Source organism: Agromyces sp. NPDC058136 (genome assembly GCF_042884375.1).
Lineage (GTDB): Bacteria > Actinomycetota > Actinomycetes > Actinomycetales > Microbacteriaceae > Agromyces.
This window is the reverse complement of record NZ_JBHVUA010000004.1, coordinates 316,823-339,111: the sequence shown is the minus strand read 5'-3', so window position 1 is coordinate 339,111 and position 22,289 is coordinate 316,823. Positions and strand designations below refer to the sequence as shown.

At 72.6% G+C, this 22,289-nt stretch carries 19 protein-coding genes; 12 read left to right on the top strand and 7 right to left on the bottom strand.

Annotated features, from left to right (window positions below):
* Positions 1 to 167 precede the first annotated feature (167 nt).
* The 5 genes from ACFVTX_RS13740 to ACFVTX_RS13720 are packed head-to-tail and all read right to left on the bottom strand — an operon-like array spanning position 168 to position 5,718.
* Complete coding sequence (locus ACFVTX_RS13740; protein ID WP_386900991.1) at positions 168 to 1,505, bottom strand: DUF58 domain-containing protein; 1,338 nt, start codon at positions 1,503 to 1,505, stop codon at positions 168 to 170.
* A gap of 1 nt (position 1,506) precedes the next feature.
* On the bottom strand, positions 1,507 to 2,541 hold the full coding sequence (locus tag ACFVTX_RS13735; RefSeq protein ID WP_386900989.1) for an AAA family ATPase: 1,035 nt from the start codon (positions 2,539 to 2,541) through the stop codon (positions 1,507 to 1,509).
* Positions 2,538 to 3,815: a DUF4350 domain-containing protein gene (locus ACFVTX_RS13730; RefSeq protein WP_386900987.1), complete on the bottom strand. Its 1,278-nt coding sequence runs from the start codon at positions 3,813 to 3,815 to the stop codon at positions 2,538 to 2,540. The genes ACFVTX_RS13735 and ACFVTX_RS13730 overlap by 4 nt, the downstream gene beginning before the upstream one ends.
* Complete coding sequence (locus ACFVTX_RS13725; RefSeq protein ID WP_386900985.1) at positions 3,812 to 4,474, bottom strand: DUF4129 domain-containing protein; 663 nt, start codon at positions 4,472 to 4,474, stop codon at positions 3,812 to 3,814. Before ACFVTX_RS13725 ends, ACFVTX_RS13730 begins: the two co-directional genes overlap by 4 nt.
* Before the next feature lie 2 nt (positions 4,475 to 4,476).
* The gene (locus ACFVTX_RS13720) at positions 4,477 to 5,718 is read right to left on the bottom strand and encodes a hypothetical protein (protein WP_386900984.1); all 1,242 of its coding nucleotides are present in this window, start codon (positions 5,716 to 5,718) and stop codon (positions 4,477 to 4,479) included.
* Positions 5,719 to 5,869: 151 nt separating this feature from the next.
* Between ACFVTX_RS13720 and mtrA the strand changes: the two genes are divergently transcribed.
* The 7 genes from mtrA to ACFVTX_RS13685 all read left to right on the top strand — a co-directional run bounded on the left by mtrA (position 5,870) and on the right by ACFVTX_RS13685 (position 16,342).
* Complete coding sequence (gene mtrA / locus ACFVTX_RS13715) at positions 5,870 to 6,550, top strand: MtrAB system response regulator MtrA (RefSeq protein ID WP_386900982.1); 681 nt, start codon at positions 5,870 to 5,872, stop codon at positions 6,548 to 6,550.
* Between the two features lie 12 nt (positions 6,551 to 6,562).
* Positions 6,563 to 8,266: an MtrAB system histidine kinase MtrB gene (mtrB, locus tag ACFVTX_RS13710; protein WP_386900980.1), complete on the top strand. Its 1,704-nt coding sequence runs from the start codon at positions 6,563 to 6,565 to the stop codon at positions 8,264 to 8,266.
* A 10-nt stretch (positions 8,267 to 8,276) separates the two neighbouring features.
* Positions 8,277 to 9,968 carry a GerMN domain-containing protein gene (locus ACFVTX_RS13705; RefSeq protein ID WP_386900977.1) on the top strand — a complete coding sequence of 564 codons (1,692 nt, stop codon included), beginning with the start codon at positions 8,277 to 8,279 and terminating at the stop codon, positions 9,966 to 9,968.
* A 91-nt stretch (positions 9,969 to 10,059) separates the two neighbouring features.
* Positions 10,060 to 10,836 (top strand): ComF family protein, encoded by a 777-nt coding sequence (locus tag ACFVTX_RS13700; protein WP_386900975.1) that lies wholly within the window; start codon positions 10,060 to 10,062, stop codon positions 10,834 to 10,836.
* Between the two features lie 90 nt (positions 10,837 to 10,926).
* Positions 10,927 to 11,631, top strand: a complete 705-nt coding sequence (gene hpf, locus ACFVTX_RS13695) for a ribosome hibernation-promoting factor, HPF/YfiA family (RefSeq protein WP_386900973.1) — start codon at positions 10,927 to 10,929, stop codon at positions 11,629 to 11,631.
* A 178-nt stretch (positions 11,632 to 11,809) separates the two neighbouring features.
* Complete coding sequence (secA, locus tag ACFVTX_RS13690) at positions 11,810 to 14,593, top strand: preprotein translocase subunit SecA (RefSeq protein ID WP_386900971.1); 2,784 nt, start codon at positions 11,810 to 11,812, stop codon at positions 14,591 to 14,593.
* Between the two features lie 255 nt (positions 14,594 to 14,848).
* Positions 14,849 to 16,342 (top strand): carboxylesterase/lipase family protein, encoded by a 1,494-nt coding sequence (locus tag ACFVTX_RS13685; RefSeq protein WP_386900969.1) that lies wholly within the window; start codon positions 14,849 to 14,851, stop codon positions 16,340 to 16,342.
* 60 nt (positions 16,343 to 16,402) lie between these two features.
* Here ACFVTX_RS13685 and ACFVTX_RS13680 read toward each other — a convergent pair whose 3' ends face one another.
* Positions 16,403 to 16,861, bottom strand: coding sequence for an Rv3235 family protein (locus ACFVTX_RS13680; RefSeq protein WP_386900967.1), 459 nt, complete (start codon positions 16,859 to 16,861; stop codon positions 16,403 to 16,405).
* A 183-nt stretch (positions 16,862 to 17,044) separates the two neighbouring features.
* Between ACFVTX_RS13680 and ACFVTX_RS13675 the strand changes: the two genes are divergently transcribed.
* Complete coding sequence (locus tag ACFVTX_RS13675) at positions 17,045 to 17,650, top strand: hypothetical protein (RefSeq protein ID WP_386900965.1); 606 nt, start codon at positions 17,045 to 17,047, stop codon at positions 17,648 to 17,650.
* A gap of 40 nt (positions 17,651 to 17,690) precedes the next feature.
* On the opposite strand, the gene ACFVTX_RS13670 is transcribed toward ACFVTX_RS13675, so the two are convergent.
* Positions 17,691 to 17,984: a helix-turn-helix domain-containing protein gene (locus ACFVTX_RS13670; protein WP_386900963.1), complete on the bottom strand. Its 294-nt coding sequence runs from the start codon at positions 17,982 to 17,984 to the stop codon at positions 17,691 to 17,693.
* A gap of 131 nt (positions 17,985 to 18,115) precedes the next feature.
* Here ACFVTX_RS13670 and ACFVTX_RS13665 point away from each other — a divergent pair, with 131 nt between their 5' ends.
* Genes ACFVTX_RS13665 through ACFVTX_RS13650 form a run of 4 tightly spaced genes read left to right on the top strand, consistent with a single transcriptional unit; the run spans position 18,116 to position 22,254 of the window.
* On the top strand, positions 18,116 to 18,751 hold the full coding sequence (locus ACFVTX_RS13665) for a hypothetical protein (protein ID WP_386900961.1): 636 nt from the start codon (positions 18,116 to 18,118) through the stop codon (positions 18,749 to 18,751).
* A gap of 1 nt (position 18,752) precedes the next feature.
* On the top strand, positions 18,753 to 20,000 hold the full coding sequence (locus ACFVTX_RS13660) for a CpaE family protein (RefSeq protein WP_386900959.1): 1,248 nt from the start codon (positions 18,753 to 18,755) through the stop codon (positions 19,998 to 20,000).
* 27 nt (positions 20,001 to 20,027) lie between these two features.
* Positions 20,028 to 21,521, top strand: coding sequence for a sensor histidine kinase (locus tag ACFVTX_RS13655; protein WP_386900957.1), 1,494 nt, complete (start codon positions 20,028 to 20,030; stop codon positions 21,519 to 21,521).
* A 7-nt stretch (positions 21,522 to 21,528) separates the two neighbouring features.
* The gene (locus ACFVTX_RS13650) at positions 21,529 to 22,254 is read left to right on the top strand and encodes a DUF4375 domain-containing protein (RefSeq protein ID WP_386900955.1); all 726 of its coding nucleotides are present in this window, start codon (positions 21,529 to 21,531) and stop codon (positions 22,252 to 22,254) included.
* Positions 22,255 to 22,289: the final 35 nt, after the last annotated feature.

Below are 22,289 nucleotides of genomic sequence, written 5' to 3'. Positions count from 1 at the left end.
GAGCGTGGCGCAGCCTCATCGGCGCCTTCCAGAGCGTAGCGAGTCGGTCGTTCGCCGCCGGTGAACCCCGCGCGAATGTTTCGAAATCCGTACCCGCGTGTCCACGGGCGTCGGGGCGTGTCGGGGTGCGACGCACGCTGACCCGTGCGCGTCGAGGCGCGGCCGCCTCAGAGCTGCCCGGCGGCCTTGAGCTCGAGGTAGCGGTCGGCGAGCGCCGGCGGCAGCTCGTGCGGGGCCGCCGTCACCATCTGACCGCCGAGGCGCCGCACCGCGGCGCCGACGCGTTCGCCGTCGAGGAGTCCGCGTTCCGCGGCGGCGGCCGCGTACACCTCGTCGAGGTCGCCACGCGCCCGGCGCGCGGCGACGAGCGCCGGGTCGGCGACCGACGCGACGATCACCGTGTGCCGCGACGTGAGCTGCGGCAGCACCGAGAGGAGGCCCCGCGCGCTGCCGGGGGAGTCGGCGGCGGTCAGCAGCACGACGAGTGCCCGCCGACTCGTCACCGCGCGCACCTGGCCGGGCACGAGCGACCAGTCGGCCTCGACGAGTTCGGCGTCGATGCCCGCCATCGTGTCGACCATGCGGGCGAGGAGCTCGGGCCCGCTCGCACCGTGTACGCGCCCCCGCAGACGGCGGTCGGTGGCGAGGAAGTCGACGCGGTCGCCCGCGTGGGTCGCGAGCGCGGCGAGCAGCAGGGATGCCTCGTAGCTCGTGTCGAGGCGCGGCTCGTCGGCGATGCGCGCGGCCGCCGTGCGGGAGGTGTCGGCGACGACGACGATCCGGCGGTCGCGTTCGGGCCGCCAGGTGCGCACCATGAGCCGCGTGTTTCCCGGCACCTCGGGGTCGATGTGCCTGGCCGTCGCCCGCCAGTCGATCGAGCGCACGTCATCGCCGCGCACGTACTCGCGGATCGAGTCGAACTCGGTGCCCTGGCCGCGGATGAGCAGGGGGGTGCGTCCGTCGAGCTCGCGCAGGCGGGTGAGCCGCGACGGCAGATGCACCCGCGAGTGGAACGGCGGCAGCACCCGCACCCGGCCCGGCGCCGAGAGCGTCGCCTGCCGCGACCACAGCCCGAGCGGTCCGGCCGAGCGGATCGTGACCTGCTCGGTCCGGCGGTCGCCGCGCCTGGTCGGCACGAGGTGCAGCGTCATCCGGCGGCGTTCGCCGGGCGGCACGGCGAGCCGCGATCGGTTGGGGCCGGCGACCCCGGCCGACGGCTCCCATCCGTCGCGGACGGTGGCGCGGAGCATCCGGCCGCCGAGGTTCTGCACCGTCAGCTGCGAGGTGACCGGCTCGCCGAGCCGCACCCGATCGGGGAGCTCACGGGTGAACGCGACCGCCCGCGGCGAGGCCGCGAGCGAGAGGTCGACGGCGGCCGCGCCGATGACGAGCAGCAACCAGCCGAGGAGGGCGAGCCACGATTCGGGCGCGCCCGACATGCCCGCCAGCACCGCGGGGACGACCCCGAGGGCGACGAGCAGGACGAATCGACCGGTCAGCGCCATCTCAGAGCGGCACCTGCACCTGCTGCACGATCCCGCGCAGCACCTGGTCGATCGACACGCCCTCGAGCTCGGCCTCGGGGCGGAGCTGCACCCGGTGCCGCCAGACGGGCAGCAGCATGGCCTGCACGTGGTCGGGGGTGAGCGACTCGTACCCCGTGAGCCACGCCCACGCCTTCGCCGCAGCGAGGAGTCCGGTCGTGCCGCGGGGGCTCACGCCGAGCCGCATCGACGGGCTGCGCCGGGTCGCCCTGGCGAGGTCGACGAGGTAGGCGAGCACGTCGTCCTCCACGCGCACGGCGGCCGCCGCGCGCCGCGCCGCGGCGAGCTCGGCGGCGCCGAGCACCGGGGTGACGCCCGCGGCGGCGAGGTCGCGCGGGTCGAAGCCGTCGGCGTGGCGCCTGAGCAGCGACACCTCGGCGTCGCGCTCGGGCACCTCGAGCACGAGCTTCAGGAGGAACCGGTCGAGCTGCGCCTCGGGCAGCGCGTACGTGCCCTCGTACTCGATGGGGTTCTGCGTCGCGGCGACCATGAACGGGTCGGGCAGCGGGCGGGTGACGCCGTCGGCAGAGACCTGGCGCTCCTCCATCGCTTCGAGGAGAGCCGATTGCGTCTTCGGCGGCGTCCGGTTGATCTCGTCGGCGAGCAGGATGTTCGTGAACACCGGCCCCTCGCGGAACGCGAACTCGCCCGATCGCGGGTCGTACGCGAGCGAGCCGGTGACGTCGCCCGGCATCAGGTCGGGCGTGAACTGCAGGCGGCGGGTGTCGAGCATGAGCGTACGGCTCAACGTGCGCACGAGGAGCGTCTTCGCGACGCCCGGGACGCCCTCGAGCAGCACGTGGCCGCGGGTGAGCAGCGCGATGATGAGGCCCGTCACGGCGCCGTCCTGGCCGACGACGGCCTTGCCGACCTCGGTGCGCACGCGGTTGAGGGCGGCGCGCAGTTCGTCGTCGGAGGTGACGGTGCTGCCCGGCTCGGCGGCGCGGAGTTCGTCGTCGGGCACGGTCGCCTGCTCGTTCGCGATCGGGTCGGTCATGGTCGCCTTCCTGGTTCGTCCGCGGAACGCGGAGGGGAGGTCTCGGGTGCGAGTGTCGCACGCACCGCGCCCTCGAGTTCGTCGAGTGCGCCCGCGAGTCGCACGAGGTCCTGATCGCCCGCCGGCACCGCGTCGAGCAGCACGGCGCGAACCTGCAGCGGGTCGCGCCCCGTCGCGGTGGCGGCGGCGGTGGCGACCTCGCCGACCTCGGCGTTGCGCGGGAGCCGGAGCATCGCCGAGATCCTGGTGATCGCGCCGAGCCGCAGCTGGTCGAGGGCGTGGGTGCGAGCCGCGTTGCGTGCGTAGAGCCGGGCGCGACCGGTGCTCGTCTCGCCGGCCGGCACCTGCACGGGCAGGTTCTCGACGACGAGCGGGCCGAAGCGACGGCCGCGCCAGATGCCCGCGACGATCGTCACGAGGACCGCGAGGGTGAGCACCGGGCTCACCCAGCCGGGCAGGAGTTCGCCGGCGGTCGGCGCTTCGTCGGGATCGGCATCGGCCGGCCCCGGCAGATACCAGGCGAGCTCGTCGGATGCCCCGGCGAGCCCGACGGCGAGCGCCGCATTGCCGCGCTCGGTGATGCGGCCGTTCTCGAACACGGTGCTCGCGCCGACGAGGGTGAGCTCGCCGCCCGCGGACGGCCCGGTCACGACGGCGAAGCCCTGCTCGGCGTCGGGGAAGCACCCCTGCCAGCCGTCGGCCGCCGCCTCGTCGTCGACGGTGAGCAGGCGCTGGTCGGTCGAGAGGGATTCGGCGCGCTCGGCCGCGGGCAGCCCGCACGAGGCGCCCTCGAGCGCGCCGCTCGCGGTGCCGGCCAGACGCACGCCGGGGGCGAGCGCCTCGAGCGCGGCGAACCCGGGCTGCACCACGACCAGCCGATCGGCGAACATCGCGAGCCGGCTGAGCCGATCGTCGTCGAGCACGCCGTACTCGTCGTAGAGGAGGACGGTGTCGCCCGACTTCGCGGCGAGGAGCGCCGTGTCGTAGTCGTGCGCGGCCGAGACCTCGACGCCGTGGTCGCGGAGCACCTCGACGAGGGCCTTCGCCCCGAGGGGAGCCGGGTTCTCGGCGCCGAGGCGCGGGCCGGACGCACGGCCGCCGCCGCTGATCATGAGGACGGCGACCGCGCCGAGCAGGAGGACCGCGGCGAAGACGATCCAGATGCGCCTGCGGCGCACGCTCGCGCGCACCGTCGGCGTGAGGGCGGGGGCGGGAGCGGGTGCGGAGCCCGGAGCGCGCGTCGGCTCCACCGTCGCGGGCGGGGCAGCGCTCATCGGGCGGGCTCCGCTGCGGCGACGGCATCGGAAGCCGGGGCGCCGGCGGGGCGCGTCGCCTCGAGTTCGCGTTCGAGCGCCGTCGCGCGATCGTAGTCGTCGCGGCTGCCGGGTCGACCGAGGTAGCGCACGCCGTCGAAGTCGGCGGCGACGGCGGCGAGCGCCTCAGCGAGGCCGGCGAAGGGCGCCGCCGCCGAGGCGGCGAACGCGTGCGCGGTCGTGCCCGGGTGCACCTGCACCAGCTCGCGGTCGACGAGGCCCCTGACGATCGCACGGAAGCGCTCTTCGATCGCCAGCGGCCAATCGCCCGCCGCAGCGGCGGACTCGGCCGCCCGGCGGAGCGTCGCGAGGTCGCGGAGGTCGCCGTCGTCGAAGAGCGGCAGCGGGGGAGGCGTGCGGCGGCGGAGGCGCGGCACGCCGAACACGAGGAACGCGACGACGAGGAGGGCTGCGACGAGGAGGACGATGATGAGCTGCACCACGGGCGCCGGCACGCCGCCGGCTCCCTGCAGGAGATCCTCGAGCCACTCCCGGATCGCCTGCATCGCCTGGTCGAACGCCGTCGGCTTCGCGGCCTGGTACTCGGTCTTCGAGAGCTCGGCCTCGAGCCACCGACGCGCCTCGGGCGCGTCGGGGTCGAGCGGGGGAGCGAATCGCACGATCAGGGCCGCTGCTGCCACGCGTCGGCGGGCATCGGGGCGCTGGTCGCCGACGGCGGTGCATACGGGTCGCCGGCGGCGGGCGCGCCCGCGTCGCGCTGCTCGACGTAGCGGGTGAGCTCGAGATCGAGCCCTTCGGTGCGCATGCGGAGGTCGATGTAGATCACCGCGACGAGCGCCGACTGCACCACGGCGGTGATGGCCCCGATGAGGAGGGAGAGCACGAGGCTGAGCACGGTCGTCGCGATCGTGATGCCGATCGCCGCGCCCTCGCCGGTCGGATCGACGATCGCGGCGAGGATCGTGCCGATCAGCGACACCGGTTGCACGACCACCTGGCCGGCGACGTTCAGGATGAGGCCGACGAGCAGCAGCGTGCCGAGGGTGCGCCAGAAGTAGCCGTTGGTGAGACGCCACGATCGGCGCACGGCCTCGCCGATGCCGGCGTGCTCGAGCACGATGATGCTCGGCACGATCGCGAGCTTCGTCGTCAGCCAGGCGCCGACCACCATGAGCCCGAGGACTCCGAGGAGGGCGAGCACGATCGCGATGACGAGCGCCGTCGGAGAGGTGAGTGCCGCGATGACGATCACGACCGTGAACACCGCGACGACGAGGAGGATCGCGACGGTCACGAGCGCCGTCCAGCCGAGCAGCGGCCAGATGCGACGAGCGGCCCGCCGCCAGAGCGCGCTGAAGGAGAGGCGTTCGCCGAGGGTGCCCGTGGCGACCTCGATGACCATGACCCCCTGGAGGAAGGCGCTCGCGACGATCGAGAGGGCGACCGGCACGAGCATCAGCAGGAGGAACGCGCCGACGCCGCCCGACATGAGCGCGTCCGCGTCCTCGGTGGCCGCGTTCTCGACGCGGGTGAACGCGAACACCATGAACGGCACCACGACGGCGAGCGTCGCGAGCGCCGAGACGAGCTGCACGACGAGGCCGCTGCCGAACGTCGCCGAGGGATTGCGGCGCAGCGCCTGGAACGGCGCCCACAGCAGGGTGCCGAAGCTCAGCGGCCGGAGCGGCAGGAGGCCGGGCTTCGGCGGCGGCGACCATGCACCGGGAGCCGGATACGCGCTGGGCGGGGGGTACTCGCCCGGCGGGGGAGTCGCGCCCTGCGGAGGCGGCGGGTACCCGCCCGGTGCGGGCGGTGCGGGCGGTGCGCCGTACGGCGGCGGCACCGTGGCATCCTGAGCACCGCTCGCCGGAACGCCGGGCGCCTGCCAGTCGTGATCCGACACCTGTACGCACTCCTTCCGGCGGGGGTGTCCCCATGCTCGCACATTCGGGCGTTCGCGCACGCCGAGCGACTACGCTGGTGCCCACCGGACTGCGCCGGAGCACGGTGCCGCCATGGGACTGCGCCGCACGGCGCCGACAGGAATGAACGGGATGACTGCACGCGTACTCGTCGTCGACGACGACACGGCCCTCGCCGAGATGATCGGCATCGTGCTGCGCACGGAGGGCTTCGAACCGGTCTTCTGCGCCGACGGCGCCGCCGCGCTCGCCGCGTTCCGCGAGTCGAAGCCCGATCTGGTGCTCCTCGACCTGATGCTGCCCGGCATGGACGGCATCGAGGTCTGCGGTCGCATCCGCGCCGAATCGGGGACGCCGATCATCATGCTCACCGCGAAGTCGGACACGACCGACGTGGTTCGCGGCCTCGAGTCGGGCGCCGACGACTACATGGTGAAGCCCTTCAACCCGAAGGAGCTCGTCGCCCGCATCCGCACACGGCTCCGCCCCGCTCCCGAACCGGTCGTGGCCACGCTCGGCATCGGCGACCTCGTCATCGACGCCGCAGGCCACGAGGTCCGTCGCGGAGAGACCCGCATCAACCTCACCCCGCTCGAGTTCGACCTCCTCCTCACACTCGCGTCGAAGCCGCAGCAGGTGTTCACCCGCGAGATGCTGCTCGAACAGGTCTGGGGGTACCACTACAAGGCCGACACGCGGCTCGTGAACGTGCACGTGCAGCGGCTCCGCGCGAAGGTCGAGCACGACCCCGACAACCCGCGCATCGTCATGACGGTGCGCGGTGTCGGGTACCGCGCCGGCGCCACGACCTAGGCGACGGGCCGGATGCCACCGACCGAGGCCACGGCGATCCCGCTCGCGGGTTCGTGGCGCGAGCTGCCACGGCGGATGTCGGTGCTGTGGCGCCGCTCGCTGCAGTTCCGCACCGTCGTCATCACGATCGCGCTCTCGTCGCTCGCGATCTTCGTGATCGGTCTGTACATCTCCTTCAGCGTCGCGTCCAACCTCTTCCAGAGCCAGCTCGACCAGTCGCTCGCCGCGGCGAACAACGCGACGGTCGCGGCGCAGCGCATCCTGAACTCCTCCGATGCCGCCGACCGCGGTGCGCTGCAGAGTCTCATGACCGGGACGGTGCGGACCGTGGAGTCGACCTCCGGGTCGTCGTCGATCGCCTACTTCAGAGTGCCGACCGAGGCGGCGGTGCGCGACGCGCCGCTCGATCGCGGCGACCCGCAGCTGATCGCCGTCGTCTCCGACGAACTGCAGCAGCGGGTCCGCGACAATCCCGACGGGCAGTTCTGGCAGTCGGTCGCGCTCGAGAACTCCGACGGCGGCACCGACCCGGGCGTCGTCGTCGGGTCGACCCTCGAGGTGCCGCGCGCCGGTGCCTACGAGCTCTACATCGGCTACGACTTCGCCGATGCGCAGGAGACCCTCGGATTCATGCAGGCGGTGGGCGTGCTCGGGGCGATCGCGCTCATCGTGCTGCTGAGCGCGATCACGCTCCTCGTCGTGCGCTGGGTGATCGAGCCGATCCGCACCGCGGCCGCGACGAGCCGCCGGCTCGCGGCGGGCGATCTCGGGGTGCGCATGCCCTCCAAGGGAGAGGACGAGCTGGCGACCCTCGCCGCCTCGTTCAACGGCATGGCCGACAGCCTGCAGGCGCGCATCCGCGAGCTCGCGGAGCTCTCGGTGATGCAGCAGCGCTTCGTCTCCGACGTCTCGCACGAGCTGCGAACGCCGCTCACGACGATCCGGCTCGCGGGCGACGTCCTGTACGGACAGCGCGACGACTTCCCGGGGCCGACCTCGCGCACCGTTGAGCTGCTCCACACGCAGACCGAGCGATTCGAGACGCTCCTCGCCGACCTCCTCGAGATCAGCCGCTACGACGCGGGCTCCGTCGAGCTCGCGACCGAGCCGACGAACCTCGTCCATCTCGCGGGCGACGCGATCGAGTCGATGCACGAGCTCGCGCGCGAGCGCGGCAGCGAGCTGCGTCTCGTCGCGCCCGGCGGCCACGTCGACGCCGAGGTCGACCCTCGCCGCATCCGCCGGATCGTGCGGAACCTCCTCGGCAACGCGATCGAGCACGGCGAGGGGCGCCCGATCGTCGTGTCGGTCGACAGCAACCAGTCGGCGATCGCGTTGTCGGTGCGCGACTACGGACTCGGCATGACCGAGGAGGAGAGCGCGCGCGTGTTCGACCGGTTCTGGCGTGCCGACCCGAGCCGCACCCGCACGATCGGCGGCACCGGGCTCGGGCTGGCGATCTCGCTCGAGGACGCGGTCGCCCACCGCGGCACGCTCGACGTGTGGTCGAGCCGGGGAACGGGCACGGTCTTCCGGCTCACGCTGCCGCGGGGCGCCGACGGCGACGCCGAGTCGCTCGTGTCGCCGCTGCCGCTCGAACCCGACGACGTGCACGCGAGCGGGCCGCCGCCGACCGGCGTGATCAGCGCCGTCGAGCTCGATGCCGACGGCGAGCGACCGACGGATGCCGCGGAGCGGGGTGGGAACGATGCGTAGACGCGTGGCCGTGGCATCCCTGGCCCTCGCCCTGACCGCGCTGCTCAGCGGCTGCGTCGCCCTGCCGACCTCGGGACCCGTGGGTGTGGGCAACCCCGATCCGGTCGAGGAGTCCCTCGAGCTCGACACCTTCGTGCGCGGGCCGCAGAAGGGCGATGGACCCGAGCAGATCGTGCAGGGCTTCATCGACGCTGCGGCGAGTCCGCGCGGTGACTACGCGGTCGCCAGGCAGTTCCTCACGGAGGAGTTCTCGGCGGAATGGCTGCCTGGGGCCGGGGCGACCGTCGACGTGCTCGCCGAGCGGACGTTCGACGGGCCCGAGCCGGCCGAGGGCGCGGTGGAGGCGCAGCTCGCGGTCGAGGCGACCCCGGCCGCGTCGCTCTTGGAGAACGGCCAGTACGTGCTGCCCGAATCCGCGGCCGAGGTCGCGCTGCAGTACCGGTTGGCGCTGGTCGACGGGGAGTGGCGCATCGCCGACGCCCCGCCGGGCCTGCTCATCGACGAACTGACCTTCGGCGACGTGTTCCGGCCCTACGAGCTCGCCTTCTTCGATCCGACGTTCCGCTATCTCGTGCCCGACCTGCGCTGGTTCGCGGGGCGCGACTCGGTGCAGACGAGCATCGTGCGGGCCCTGCTCGCCGGGCCGGCCGGGTGGCTCGCCCCCGGTGTGACGACGGCGTTCCCCGAGGGGGCGGCCCTCGAGACGAACTCGGTGCCCATCGCGAACGGGGTCGCGAGCGTCGAGCTCGCGAGCGCCTCCTTCGATGACGTGCTGACCGTGCAGCGCATGCAGGAGCAGCTCGACGAGAGCCTCATCGGCGCGGTGCGGAACGTCGACGAGGTCGCGCTCGCGATCGACGGCGCCGTGCAGGAGGTGCCGCCGCTCAGCGACCCGCCCGTGCACGATCCGCCGGTCGATCCGCGTCCGGTCGTGTACGACGGCACGAGCTTCGGCTACCTCACCGCCTCGGGCGATTCCGTCGAAGCGATCGAAGACCTCTCGCCGCAGGTCGAGGGGCTCGCGCCGACCGCGGCCGCCGTCGGCCCGCAGGCGCGATCGGTGGCGGTGCGCAACCAGGCGGGCGTTTCGGTGGTGCGGCCCGGCGAGGCGGCCGAGGTGCGCGACCCCCGACAGGGGCTCATCGCCCCCGCGATGGACCCGTACGGGGTCATCTGGTCGGTGCCCGCGACCGCACCCGGCGAGCTCGTCGCGTACCTGCCGAGCGGCGAGGAGGCGGAGCGCCCGATCGCGGTGCCGTGGACCGGCTCGACGATCGCGGCACTCGAGGTCTCGCGCGACGGCACGCGCATCATCGCACTGCTCGGCGACGGCACCCGCACTCGTTTCGTCGCCGCATCGATCCGCCGCGATGCCGACGGCATGCCCCTCGAACTCGGCGGGGAGGTGCTCGACCTCGAAGGGCTCGCCGGCGCCCCGCGCGATGTCGCCTGGCTCGATGCGAACACCGTCGCCTCGCTCACCTCGATGCCCGACGGCGACACGCGCATCGTGGTGACGGATCTCGGCGGTGTGCCCGGCACGGTCACCGGCCCCGAGAACGGGATCCAGCTCGACGCCGGCAACGGTGAACGCAACCTCCGCGTGCTCACCGCCTCGGGCGACCTCGACGTGCAGAGCGGTGTGGGCTGGCAGATCCGCGCCTCCGGAATCGGGTTCGTCGCGACGCAGATGCCCGACTGAGTCGTCCTCCACAGCAGGCCGGCGCGTGCCTTCCGGTGCGAGTCGTGGACGCCGCGGTTCGGCGGGCGGCGGCCGGAGGCACACTCGACGGGTGCGCACGATCACCGGACCTGCGATCGTCGGAACGGCGACGACCGTTCGCGATGCGGCCCTCGGCGCCGTGCGCGACGCGGTACTCGACGGGCTCGCGGTGCTCGCCCCCGTCGCCTGCGCGGGGTGCGGCGCCGTCGACCGTGCGGTCTGCGGCGACTGCCTCGCCGCGCTCGTGCCGGAGCCGCGCATCGTGACCCGCGCCGTGCCGGGTGTCGAAGCCCAGCTCCGCGCGCACGCGGCACTCGCGTACACGGGCCGGGCGGCGATGATCCTCGCCGCATTCAAGGACGGCGGCCGCACCGACGCGGCGAAGCCGCTCGCGGTCGCGCTGCGGGCGGCGCTCGCTTCGGCGCTCGCTTCGGCGCTCGCCGAAGGCCCCGTCGCGGGCCCCGCCCGCGGCATCGAGATCGCCACCGTGCCGTCGACCCCGCGCGCCCATCGCGAGCGCGGCTACGCGCCGGTCGAGCTGCTGCTCGGGCGCAGCGGCATCCGCTCGGCCCGCGTGCTGCGCCTCGCACGCGAGCGAGCCGACCAGGCCGGGCTCGGCCAGGCGGCGCGTCGGGCGAACGCCGCAGGCGCCCTCGTCGCCCTGCGCCGGCTCGACGGGCGCCGGTTCCTGCTCGTCGACGACATCCTCACGACGGGGTCGACGCTCGCCGAAGCGGCCCGTGCCGTGGGCATGGCCGGCGGTTCGGTGGTGGGTTCGGCGGTCGTCGCGGAAACGCCGTTGCACCGCGGTTCGGCTCTCGGCGAACTCCCTGCCAACGCATCGTGACAACCGGGAGCGAGGGGGCTACGGTGGCAGGACAGGCGTGGTCGATCCACCCTTCAGAACCGGGTGACACGTCGGTGAACGGAGGTCGTCATGGAACTGAACATCGTCGGACGAAACCTGGGGATCACGGACCGCTTCCGCGCGTACGCGACGGAGAAGTCCGAGAAGGTCACGCACCTCAACGACCGGGCCATCTCCCTCGACGTGAAGCTCAGCCGTCACAACGAGAAGAACGGCAACCCCGGGCTCGACCGCGTCGAGCTGACCCTGTTCGGCAAGGGTCCGGTGGTCCGGGCCGAGGCCGACGGCACCGACAAGTACGCGGCGTTCGATGTCGCGCTCGGGCGATTGCTCGAACGTGTCAGGAGGGCGAAGGACCGACGGAAGGTCCATCGAGGCGGCAACCACCGCCACACCTCGCTCCGCGAGGCGACCGAGGCCGGGTTCGCCGACGTGGGCGTGCAGGCTGCGGCACCCGAGGTGCTCGAGCGGGTGCGGACCGGGGCGATCCCCGTCGTGTCCGAGGTCGACGAGATCGGGGAGGACGAGGTCTACAGCCCCGTCGTGATCCGGCGCAAGGTGTTCGCCACGGCGCCCATGACCGTCGACGACGCCCTCTACTTCATGGAGCTGGTGGGGCACGACTTCTACCTCTTCGTCGACGCCGAGTCGAACCGCCCGAGCGTCGTCTACCGGCGCAAGGGCTGGGACTACGGCCTCATCGGCCTCGACGAGCACGCCGACGCCGCGCTCGACACCCCGGTGACGAAGGGGCGCGAGCCCGTGGCATCCTGATCGCCGTCATGTTCTGAACCTCAGGCTCCGCCGCCCGTCGGATGACGGGCGGCGGAGTCTGTCAGGTCGCAGCCCGCTAGCATGGCTATAGTGGCCGCTGCACACGCGGCACGAGGCGCCGCCGCCACCCGAGGCTGGCGTCGACGGCACAGCGCCGATGAAACTCAGGAGAACATTCGTGGCTTCGATTCTTGAAAGAGTCCTCCGCGTCGGCGAGGGGCGCACCCTCAAGCGGCTCGAGAACTACGCGGCGGCGATCAACGCCCTCGAAGACGGGTTCATGGCCCTCAGCGACGAGGAGCTCAAGCACGAGACCGTCGAGCTGCGCGAGCGCTACTCGAGCGGCGAGTCGCTCGACGACCTGCTGCCCGAGGCGTTCGCCGCGGTCCGCGAGGCCTCGCGCCGCACCCTCGGCCTCCGTCACTTCGACGTGCAGCTCATGGGCGGCGCCGCCCTCCACCTCGGCAACATCGCCGAGATGAAGACCGGTGAGGGCAAGACCCTCGTCGCGACGACCGCCGCCTACCTCAACGCGCTCACGAGCCGCGGCGTGCACGTCATCACCGTCAACGACTTCCTCGCGAGCTACCAGTCCGAGCTCATGGGCCGCGTGTTCCGCGCCCTCGGCATGACGACCGGCTGCATCGTCGCGGGCCAGACTCCGCAGGTGCGACGCGAGCAGTACGCCGCCGACATCACCTACGGCACGAACAACGAGTTCGGCTTCGACTACCTGCGCGACAACATGGCGTGGCAGGCCTCCGACATGGTGCAGCGCGGCCACCACTTCGCGATCGTCGACGAGGTCGACTCGATCCTCATCGACGAGGCGCGCACCCCGCTCATCATCTCGGGCCCCGCCTCGGGCGAGGCGAACCGCTGGTTCGCCGAGTTCGCGCGTCTCGCGAACCGACTCGTGCCCGGTGAGGACTTCGAGATCGACGAGAAGAAGCGCACCGTCGGCGTGCTCGAGCCCGGCATCGAGAAGGTCGAGGACTACCTCGGCATCGAGAACCTCTACGAGTCGGCGAACACCCCGCTCATCTCGTTCCTCAACAACTCGATCAAGGCGAACGCCCTGTTCAAGCGCGACAAGGACTACGTCGTGATGAACGGCGAGGTGCTCATCGTCGACGAGCACACCGGCCGAATCCTGGTGGGCCGCCGCTACAACGAGGGCATCCACCAGGCGATCGAGGCGAAGGAGGGCGTGCAGGTCAAGGCCGAGAACCAGACGCTCGCGACCGTCACCCTGCAGAACTACTTCCGCCTCTACTCGAAGCTCTCCGGCATGACGGGTACCGCCGAGACCGAGGCGGCCGAGTTCATGTCGACCTACAAGCTCGGCGTCGTGCCCATCCCGACGAACAAGCCGATGGTGCGCATCGACCAGCCCGACCTCGTCTACAAGAACGAGGAGGCGAAGTTCGCCCAGGTCGTCGAAGACATCGTCGAGCGCCACAAGCAGGGCCAGCCCGTGCTCGTCGGCACCACGAGCGTCGAGAAGAGCGAGTACCTCTCGCGCCTGCTCGCCAAGAAGGGCGTGCGGCACGAGGTCCTGAACGCGAAGAACCACGCCCGCGAGGCCGCGATCGTCTCGCAGGCGGGCCGCCTCGGCGCCGTCACCGTCGCGACGAACATGGCCGGCCGCGGTACCGACATCATGCTCGGCGGCAACGCCGAGTTCATCGCGGTGCAGCAGATGCACGAGAAGGGCCTCTCGCCCGCCGAGACGCCCGAAGAGTACGAGGCCGCCTGGGACGGCGTGTTCGAGGCCGTCAAGGCCGAGGTCGACGTCGAGGCCGAGAAGGTCCTGACCGCCGGCGGGCTCTACGTGCTCGGCACCGAGCGCCACGAGTCGCGTCGCATCGACAACCAGCTGCGCGGCCGTTCGGGCCGTCAGGGCGACCCGGGCGAGAGCCGCTTCTACCTCTCGCTCACCGACGACCTCATGCGCCTGTTCAACGCGGGTGCGGCCGAGAGCCTGATGTCGCGCGGCGTGCCCGACGACGTCGCGATCGAGTCGAAGGTCGTGTCCCGCGCGATCCGTTCGGCGCAGTCGCAGGTCGAGGCCCGCAACGCCGAGATCCGCAAGAACGTCCTGAAGTACGACGACGTCCTGAACCGCCAGCGCGAGGCGATCTACGGCGACCGCCGTCACATCCTCGAGGGCGACGACCTGCACGAGCGCACCCAGAAGTTCCTCGAAGACGTCATCGACGAGGTGCTCGCGCAGCACACCGCCGAGGGCAGCCCCGACGAGTGGGACTTCGACGCCCTCTGGACTGAGCTCAAGACCCTCTACCCGATCGGCATCACGATCGACGAGGTCGTCGCCGAGGCGGGCGAGAAGGGCCGGGTCAACCGCGACTTCGTGCGCCGCGAGATCCTCTCCGACGCGAAGCTCGCCTACGAGCGCCGCGAGGAGCAGCTCGGCAGCCCCGCGATGCGCGAGCTCGAGCGTCGCGTCGTGCTCTCGGTGATCGACCGCCGCTGGCGCGACCACCTCTACGAGATGGACTACCTGAAGGACGGCATCGGCCTGCGCGCCATGGCGCAGCGCGACCCGCTGGTCGAGTACCAGCGCGAGGGCTTCGCGATGTTCCAGCAGATGATGGGCTCCATCCGAGAGGAGACCGTCGGGTTCCTCTTCAACCTCGAGGTCGAGGTCGCCCCGCAGGGCGGCACCGGTCCGACGATCGAGGCGAAGGGGCTCGGCCGCCAGAACACCGCCGACGAGAAGCTGAGCTATACCGCGCCGAGCGACTCGGGCGGCGTCGAGGTGCGCAACCAGCGCGGCCAGGTGCAGCAGGCGGCGACCCAGCGCGCGCGCCGCGCGGTCGCCGAGAGCCAGTCGCCGGCCGCTGAGACCGAGCGCGGGGCCTTCGGTCAGCGCTCGGGCGGCGAGGTCGCACCGCAGAACCGCTCGGAGCGTCGAGCGCAGGAGCGCAAGGGGCGCTGAGCCGCCCCGTCGGATGCCACGGCCCGCACGCTCTTCGGAGCGTGCGGGCCGTGGCCGTTTCGCCGTGCGCGCGTGCTCGTGGTGCTCACGTGCTCGCCGTGCTCGCGGCAGAGCGCCCGACGCGCTGCGGAGGCCCGCGGCATCCGCGCCGAATCGGGGGCGTGCGCACATCGGGTGCTCCCGGGCGGTCTGCCCGATAGCGCCCGGGCGCCGTCGACCCCTACGATCGGAGGATCGCCCAATCGAGGAGGATCCATGGCGTCACCCGCCGATGACCGCGCCGCGCTGCCCGGCACCGAGCACGATCTCGGCGTCGTCTCGCCCCATGCGGCCCTCGCCCGGGTCCGCGGCGGGATGCTTCGGGGTTCGCGTGCCGACGGCATCGACCGGTTCCTCGGGGTGCCCTACGCGGCCGCCCCGTTCGGCGAATCGCGGTTCGCGGCTCCGGCGCCGCACCCCGGTTGGTCGGGCGAACGGGATGCCACGCGCCCGGGCGCGACCTCGCCCCAGGCGCCGTACGGGGGCGGACTCGAGCAGGTGCTGCCCTCGGTCGAGGTGCCGGGCGACGAGATCCTGAACCTCAACGTCTGGGCGCCCGAGGCGCCCGGTCCGCACCCGGTGATCGTGTGGGTGCACGGGGGCGCGCTCTCGCGGGGCTCGAACGCCCTCGACAGTTACGACGGCCGGACGTTCGCCCGAGACGGCGTCGTCTTCGTGGCGATCAACTACCGGGTCGGCTCCGAGGGGTTCTCGGTGCTCGACGGCGCGCCCCTGAACCTCGGGCTGCTCGACGTGATCGCGGCGCTCCAGTGGGTGCGCAGCGAGATCGGTGCCTTCGGCGGCGACCCCGAGCGCGTCACGGTCGCCGGTCAGTCGGCGGGTGCCTCGCTCATCGCGGCCGCGCTCGTGCATCCCGATGGCGTCGGGCTCGCCGACCGGGCGATCCTGCAGAGCGGGCCGCTCGCCGGCCGTCCGCGCGAGAAGGCCGCGCGGATCACCCGGCTCATCGCGAAGGACCTCGGCATCGCCGCCACCCGCGACGCGTTCGCCGAGGTCGCCCCCGAGGAGCTCGTGGCCGCGCAACTGCGGGTCACCGCGGGCACGACGCCCGTCACCGGCGGACCGGGCTTCATGCTGGCGACGGGCGAAGGGCTGCCCGACCCCGAGGCCGCGCTCCGAGACGGCGCCGCCGACGCGATCCCGGTGCTCATCGGCTCGACGCGGGAGGAGGCCCGTCTCTGGCTCGAACCGACCGGGCTCACCTCGCGCATCAGCGCACTGCACCTCGTCGCGGCTCGGCTCAGCTTCAAGATCCGAGGTGCGACCATGCGCATCTATCGACGCAACCGACCCGGAGCGGGCCGCGGGGAACTGTTCGGCGCGCTCGCGACCGACCTCCTGCTGCGGTTGCCCTTCAACCGCTTCGCCGACGCCCGACTCGGGCGCGGGGCCGCGACATGGGTGTACGAGTTCGGGTGGTCGAGCCCGCGGCTCGGCCTCGGGGCGGCGCACTGCATGGACCTGCCGGCGGTCTTCGACCGGCTCGACGCGCCCGATGCGGTGGCGCTCACCGGGGGAGCGGCACCCGCCTCGCTCGCCGAGGAGATGCACGGCGCCTGGGTGGCCTTCGCGACCCACGGCGACCCCGGCTGGGAGCGGTGGACGGGTCAGCGACCGGTGCAGACCTTCGACACGCGCACGAGCGTCGTGCTCGCGCCGCGGGAGGACGAGCGCGCCAGCTGGGACTGATCGCGCGCGCCAGCTGGGACTGATCCGCCGCAGTGGCGCAGTGCGGTGACCGGTCGGGTCTCAGAGCACGCTGACGGCGCTCGCGCGCCAACGGCGATCGAATCCCTCGAGCCGGATCGCCACCGCGCGTGAACGCACCCGGTGATGCACCATCACGACCGCCTCGATGACCCCCTCGGCGGGTTCGTGCAGGTGCACGCGGCCGATCGCGAAGCTCGGACGCTGCGCCTGCTGGCCCTTCACCCGGCGAGCCCGAGCCGCGAGGACGACCCGCTTCGACAGTGCCCGGTAGACGTCGTCGGTGACCCATCGGGCGAGCTGCTCGAGGTCGCGCGCCCCGGCGAACGACTCGAGCACGCAGTGCGCGAGGTTGCGCAGCAGTTGCTCGGGGTCGGGCAGCTCGGCGCTGCGCGTCGGCTGCGGGGCGAAGTAGTCGTCATCGAGGTCGAACTCGAGGTGGCGGGCGGCACTGCCTTGCACCGCGACCGTTCGGGCGGTCGCGGCATCACGTACGGTCATCTGTGCTCCAGTAGGGCTGGGAGGCGACGGCGTTCGGGGCCGCGACCTGGTTCACCCCCCGAGAGGGGGACAAATGTGACTCACTCCAGTGAAATGTAAGGAGCCGTGTCAGAGCGTGTCAAGAGATTTCTGCGGCTGTGGAGAACTCCGGCGTCACCGGGCGTCACCGGGTAGCGTCGCAGCATGCGCTGGGATCTGCTGTTCGACGACCTCGAGTCGCAGCTCGACCGCGAGCAGCACGACGAGCAGCGCGCGCTCGCCCTTGAGGAGGAGCGCCTCCGACTCGGTCGGCTGACCCTGCGCGATCGGCTCGCCGCCATCGCCCGGGCGAGCGAACTCGGCGGCGCCGGCGATGACGTCGTGCGCATCGAACTGCATGGCGGCACGACGCTCGCGGTACGCCCGCTCGGCTTCGGCCGCGACTGGATGAGCGCGGAGACGCGCCACCACGGGCGCCCCGTCGAGCAGTGCATCGTGCCGATCTCCGCGATCGCGGCGATCCTGCCGGGCCGCGGGCAGCTCGATCCGAGCCTGCGGGCGCTGCCCGAGGCATCCGTTCGTCTCGCCGAACGCATCGGCCTGCCGCTCGTGCTGCGCGATCTGTGCCGCAGGCGCACGGCGGTGCAGCTCACCACGCTCGACGGCACCGTGCACGGCACGATCGACCGCGTCGCGCGCGACCACCTCGACCTCGCGCTGCACGAGCCGGGGAGTCCGCGGCGCGAACGCGAGGTGCACGGCTACCGGATCGTGCCCCTCGCGCGGCTCGTGCTGGCCCGTTTCGGCTGAACCGAGCCCGCCGCCGAGTCGCGGCACCGCGCCGGGGCCGTCAGTCGACCGGGCGGAGGCGGGAGCTGCGTGCGCCGGAGAGTTCGACGATGTTCGAGAACTCGCCCTCGTGCCATGCGACGCCCACGCGGGTCTCTTCGTACTGCATCTCGATCCAGACCTCGAGCTGCGCGCGTTCGATACGCCAGGGCCCCGAGGTGCCGACGCGGATCGCCGGGAGCTCGCCGCTGCGGACCAACCCGTCGACGGTCGCGACGTCGACGGCGAGGATCTCGGCTGCGTCGGCGATCGTGAGGAAGCGGCCGATCTCGCCGCCCGCGCCGGTTGAACTCATGTCTCGATTATCGACCCGAAGCCGCAAGGAGCGGGAGTCTCCGAGCCGTTGTGGATAACTTCGGGACGCTCGTCGTGGTTCGCGCCACGATGGATCCGGCGCACGGGCGCCGACGACAGGAGGACGCACCGATGACCGCTCGCAGCAGCCGACGCGAACGGGGGGCCGTGAGGCTCGACCCGAGGCTCCTCATCGGACTCGCGCTCGTGGCGGGGTCGACGTTCGGCGTCTGGGCGCTCGTCTCGGGCCTCGACGACACCGTCGAGGTGTACGTCGCGCGCGACACCCTCACGCCCGGCACCGAGCTCGAGCTCGATGCGCTCGACGTCGCCTCGGTGCGGCTCGGCGCGAGCGAGGAGCACTACCTGCTCGTCGGCGACGCCGACGGGCGGGGCGACGGGCTCGTCGTCTCGCGCACGGTGCGCGCCGGTGAACTCGTGCCGAGCTCCTCGGTCGACGACGCCGATCGCACCGGCCTCTCGACGGTCGTGGTGCCGAGCCGCGGCCCGCTGCCGAGCGGGCTCGAAGCGGGGTCGCTGGTCGACGTCTGGGCGGCGAAGGCGAGCGAGCGCAGCGGTTTCGAGGCGCCCGCCGTGCTCGTCGGCGGTGCCGAGATCGCGGGCATCGTCGAGGAGACCGGCATGGTGTCCTCCGACGGCGTCGCCGTCGAACTGCTCGTTCCCCGCGACAAGGTCGCGGCGCTGCTGGAGGCGCTCGCCGCCGGCGACGCGGTCGACCTCGTCGCGAGCCGATCGGCGGGCGACTGAGATGGCGCGCCTCGCGCTCGCCCTCGACGCGTCGACCGAAGACCGCCTGCTGCCCGATCTCATCGAGCACGGGCACACGATCGTCGCACGCCTCGTCGGCTGGCGGGACGTCATCGAGTGCCTCGACATGCTGGCGCCCGAGGTCGTCGTGGTGGGGGCGGGGCGGGGCACCCTGAGCGCCGAACTCCTCGCCGCGTGCGACGAGCGCGGCATCCGGCTCGTGGGCGTTGCCGCAAACGACGCCGAGCGCGCCCACGCCGGGGCGCTCGGCGTGCACGAACTCGTCGGCGGCGACGCCGAGTGGAGCGATCTCGAAGCGCTCGTGAGCGGCGGGATCGCGGTGCCGTCGCGGGTCGGCGTCGCGAGCACGGCGGGTGGCCCGGACGCGCGGGTCATCGCGGTCTGGGGTGCCGCAGGCGCGCCCGGTCGCACGACGATCGCGATCAACCTCGCCGCCGAACTCGCGGCCGCAGGCCACCGGGTGGCGCTCGTCGACGCCGACCCGTACGGCGGGGGCATCGCGCCCGTGCTCGGCCTCCTCGACGAGACGCCCGGCTTCGCCGCTGCATGCCGGCTCGCCGGTGCGGGCGCGCTCGACCGCAGCGAGCTCGAGCGCATCGCCCAGCGATACTCCGCGCCGCGCGCCTCCTTCGACGTCTTCACCGGTCTCGTCGGACCGAGCCGGTGGCCCGAACTCTCGCAGGAGCGCGTGACGAACGCCCTCACGACGATGCGCGACCACTTCGAGTACCTCGTGATCGACACGGGCTTCAGCCTCGAACGCGATGAGGAGCTCACGAGCGACCAGTTCGCGCCCCGACGCAACGCCGCGACCTTCGCCGCGCTCGAAGCGGCCGACCGGGTCGTCGCGGTCGGCCTCGCCGACCCGGTCGGCCTCTCGCGCCTGCTCCGCGGGTACGACGAACTCGCCTCGCTCGTCGAGGCCGCGCGCATCGACGTGATCGTGAACCGGGTTCGTCAGAGCGCGCTCGGCATCGACGCCCACGCGCAGGTGAGGCAGACGCTCCGCCGCTTCGCCGGCATCACCGACGCCGCACTGCTGCCGCACGACGGCCGCGCGGCCGACGCGGCCATCCTCAGCGCGAGGACCCTGCGCGACGCGGCGGGCCGAGCGCCCCTTCGGGCGGCGCTGCGGGCGTACGTGCTCGGCACGATCCTGCCCGAGCCGGCTCCCGCCGCCCGCCGCGCATTCGTGCTGCCGACGCTGCGCCGCGCCGCGACGGGTTGAGCGGTTCGCGCGCACTACGCTGGATCTGTGTCGACCCTCAGTGAACTCGTCCTCGCCCAGGGCCGCAGCAGTCAGGCCGACGTCGACTGGCTGCACATGCTCGTGGGCGACCTCCAACTCCTCGCCGACCTCGCCTTCGCCGACATCGTGCTGTGGGTGCCGTCCGGCGACGACGGCTTCGTCGCGGTCGCGCACTCGCGCCCGTCGAGCGCCGCGACGCTCTTCTACCGCGACTTCGTCGGGCAGGGCATCAAGTCGCAGTGGCGCGACCTCGTCACCGAGGCCTTCACGAGCGCCGCGATCGTCGACTCCTCGGCGCCCGACTGGTACGAGGAGATGCCGACGCGCGTGCGCGCGGTGCCGGTGATGCGCCGCCTCAACTCCGCCGGGACGGCGATCGCCGCCGAACCCGTCGCGGTGATCACGCGCCACACGAACCTCGGCGCGACCCGCACGCCGAGCCGGCAGGAGCTCACGTTCAACGAGTGCGCCGAAGAGCTCTTCCAGATGATCGCCTCGGGCGACTTCCCCGACCTGGGGGCGCCGACGGGTCCGCGCCGCGGTGCGCCGCGCGCCTCCGACGGACTCATCCGCCTCGACGTCGACGGCTTCACGACCTTCGCGAGCCCCAACGCGCTCTCCGCGTTCAACCGCATGGGCTTCGACGACGAGCTCGAGGGGCAGTCGCTCGCCGAGGTCACGACCGCACTGCTCGGCGGCAAGCTCGTCATCGACGAATCATTGCCGCTCGTGGTGACTGGGCGCGCGCCGTGGCGCACCGACGTCGAGTCGCGCGGGGTGACGGTGTCGCTGCGGGCGATCCCGATCCGACGCCGCGGCGAACGGACGGGCGCGATCGTGCTCACGCGCGACGTCACCGAGCTGCGCCACCAGGAGCAGGAGCTCATCACCAAGGACGCGACGATCCGCGAGATCCACCACCGGGTGAAGAACAACCTGCAGACCGTGGCCTCGCTGCTGCGCATCCAGGCCCGCCGCACGCACTCCGACGAGGCGCGCGAGGCGCTCACGCAGGCGATGCGCCGCGTCGGGGCGATCGCCGTGGTGCACGACACCCTGTCGACGGGGCTGTCGCAGAACGTCGACTTCGACGAGGTGTTCGACCGGGCGCTGCTGCTCGTCGCCGAGGTCGCCTCGGCGCACAACACGACGGCGCACCCGAAGCGCACAGGGTCGTTCGGCGTGCTGCCGAGCGAGTACGCGACGCCGCTCGCGCTCGCATTGACCGAACTCGTCACGAACGCCGTCGAGCACGGCCTCGCCGGCCAGGAGGGCGACGTCGAGATCAGCGCCGACCGTTCGTCGACGGTGCTCACGGTGCAGGTGCGCGACACCGGCGCGGGCCTGCCCGAGGGCAAGGTCGGCGAGGGGCTCGGCACGCAGATCGTGCGCACCCTCATCCAGGGCGAGCTCGGCGGCACCATCGACTGGCACACGGTCGTCGGCCGCGGCACCGAGGTGACGATCGAGATCCCGCTGCGCTGGATCACCCAGGCGTAGCGAGCCGATGGGGTCCGCGGTCGCAGGCGCCCCCGTGCGCGACGTCGTCTTCGAGCCGGCTCGTGTGCTCCTCCTCCTCGACGACGGTCGCGCGCTGGCCGCGCCGATCAGCTGGGTCGGCACGACGGTCGCCGGATGGGGCGAGGAGCGACGTGCGGGCTGGGTGAGGACCGCCGACGGACGCGGCGTCAACTGGCCGGATGCCGGTCAGGCCTCTGAGGACGGTGCGCTGAACGTCTGGGTGCTCGAGCAGGATGCGCTCTTCGAACACGCGTTGCACGAGCTCGCGGACTGCGACTGGGACGTCGCACTGCTCGCACCGCGCTCTCGATCGCTGGTCGCGCTGTGGCGTCTGACGGCCGACGGGTACAACGGCGGTCTGCTGCAGTTCCTCGGCAACTGGGGCACGGCGGAGGTGCATGCCGCGCTCGGCGCGCTCGCCGAGATCGGTGCCACCTCGACCCTCCTCGTGCTCCGGGAGTTCTGGGGGCACCTCGCGCCCATCGCCGAGTCGGACGACGTCTCCACGATCGATGATGTCTACGCCGCGATCTCCTCGGCGGATCTCTCGGCCCGCATCGACGAGCTGGATGAGCGGTTCTGGGAGGCCGCGGAGGAGCTGATCTCCCTCGTGCCGCGCACATTCGGTCCGGCGCCCTCCGCGATCGAGGAGCACGAAGCGCCCGAAGCGCCCGAAGCGGACCAAGCGCACGAAGCCGACTCAGGCGCCTGACCGAGGGTGCACGAACGATGCCCCGGTGCCCGCCG

Bases quoted from the DNA above. Each gene is read 5' to 3' on its own strand.
- ACFVTX_RS13740 (WP_386900991.1), bottom strand. From the start codon at position 1,505: ATGGCGCTGACCGGTCGATTCGTCCTGCTCGTCGCCCTCGGGGTCGTC.
- mtrA (WP_386900982.1), top strand. From the start codon at position 5,870: ATGACTGCACGCGTACTCGTCGTCGACGACGACACGGCCCTCGCCGAG.
- ACFVTX_RS13650 (WP_386900955.1), top strand. From the start codon at position 21,529: ATGGGGTCCGCGGTCGCAGGCGCCCCCGTGCGCGACGTCGTCTTCGAG.
- ACFVTX_RS13685 (WP_386900969.1), top strand. From the start codon at position 14,849: ATGGCGTCACCCGCCGATGACCGCGCCGCGCTGCCCGGCACCGAGCAC.
- ACFVTX_RS13665 (WP_386900961.1), top strand. From the start codon at position 18,116: ATGACCGCTCGCAGCAGCCGACGCGAACGGGGGGCCGTGAGGCTCGAC.
- ACFVTX_RS13730 (WP_386900987.1), bottom strand. From the start codon at position 3,815: ATGAGCGCTGCCCCGCCCGCGACGGTGGAGCCGACGCGCGCTCCGGGC.
- ACFVTX_RS13660 (WP_386900959.1), top strand. From the start codon at position 18,753: ATGGCGCGCCTCGCGCTCGCCCTCGACGCGTCGACCGAAGACCGCCTG.
- ACFVTX_RS13735 (WP_386900989.1), bottom strand. From the start codon at position 2,541: ATGACCGACCCGATCGCGAACGAGCAGGCGACCGTGCCCGACGACGAA.
- hpf (WP_386900973.1), top strand. From the start codon at position 10,927: ATGGAACTGAACATCGTCGGACGAAACCTGGGGATCACGGACCGCTTC.
- mtrB (WP_386900980.1), top strand. From the start codon at position 6,563: ATGCCACCGACCGAGGCCACGGCGATCCCGCTCGCGGGTTCGTGGCGC.
- ACFVTX_RS13670 (WP_386900963.1), bottom strand. From the start codon at position 17,984: ATGAGTTCAACCGGCGCGGGCGGCGAGATCGGCCGCTTCCTCACGATC.
- ACFVTX_RS13675 (WP_386900965.1), top strand. From the start codon at position 17,045: ATGCGCTGGGATCTGCTGTTCGACGACCTCGAGTCGCAGCTCGACCGC.
- ACFVTX_RS13680 (WP_386900967.1), bottom strand. From the start codon at position 16,861: ATGACCGTACGTGATGCCGCGACCGCCCGAACGGTCGCGGTGCAAGGC.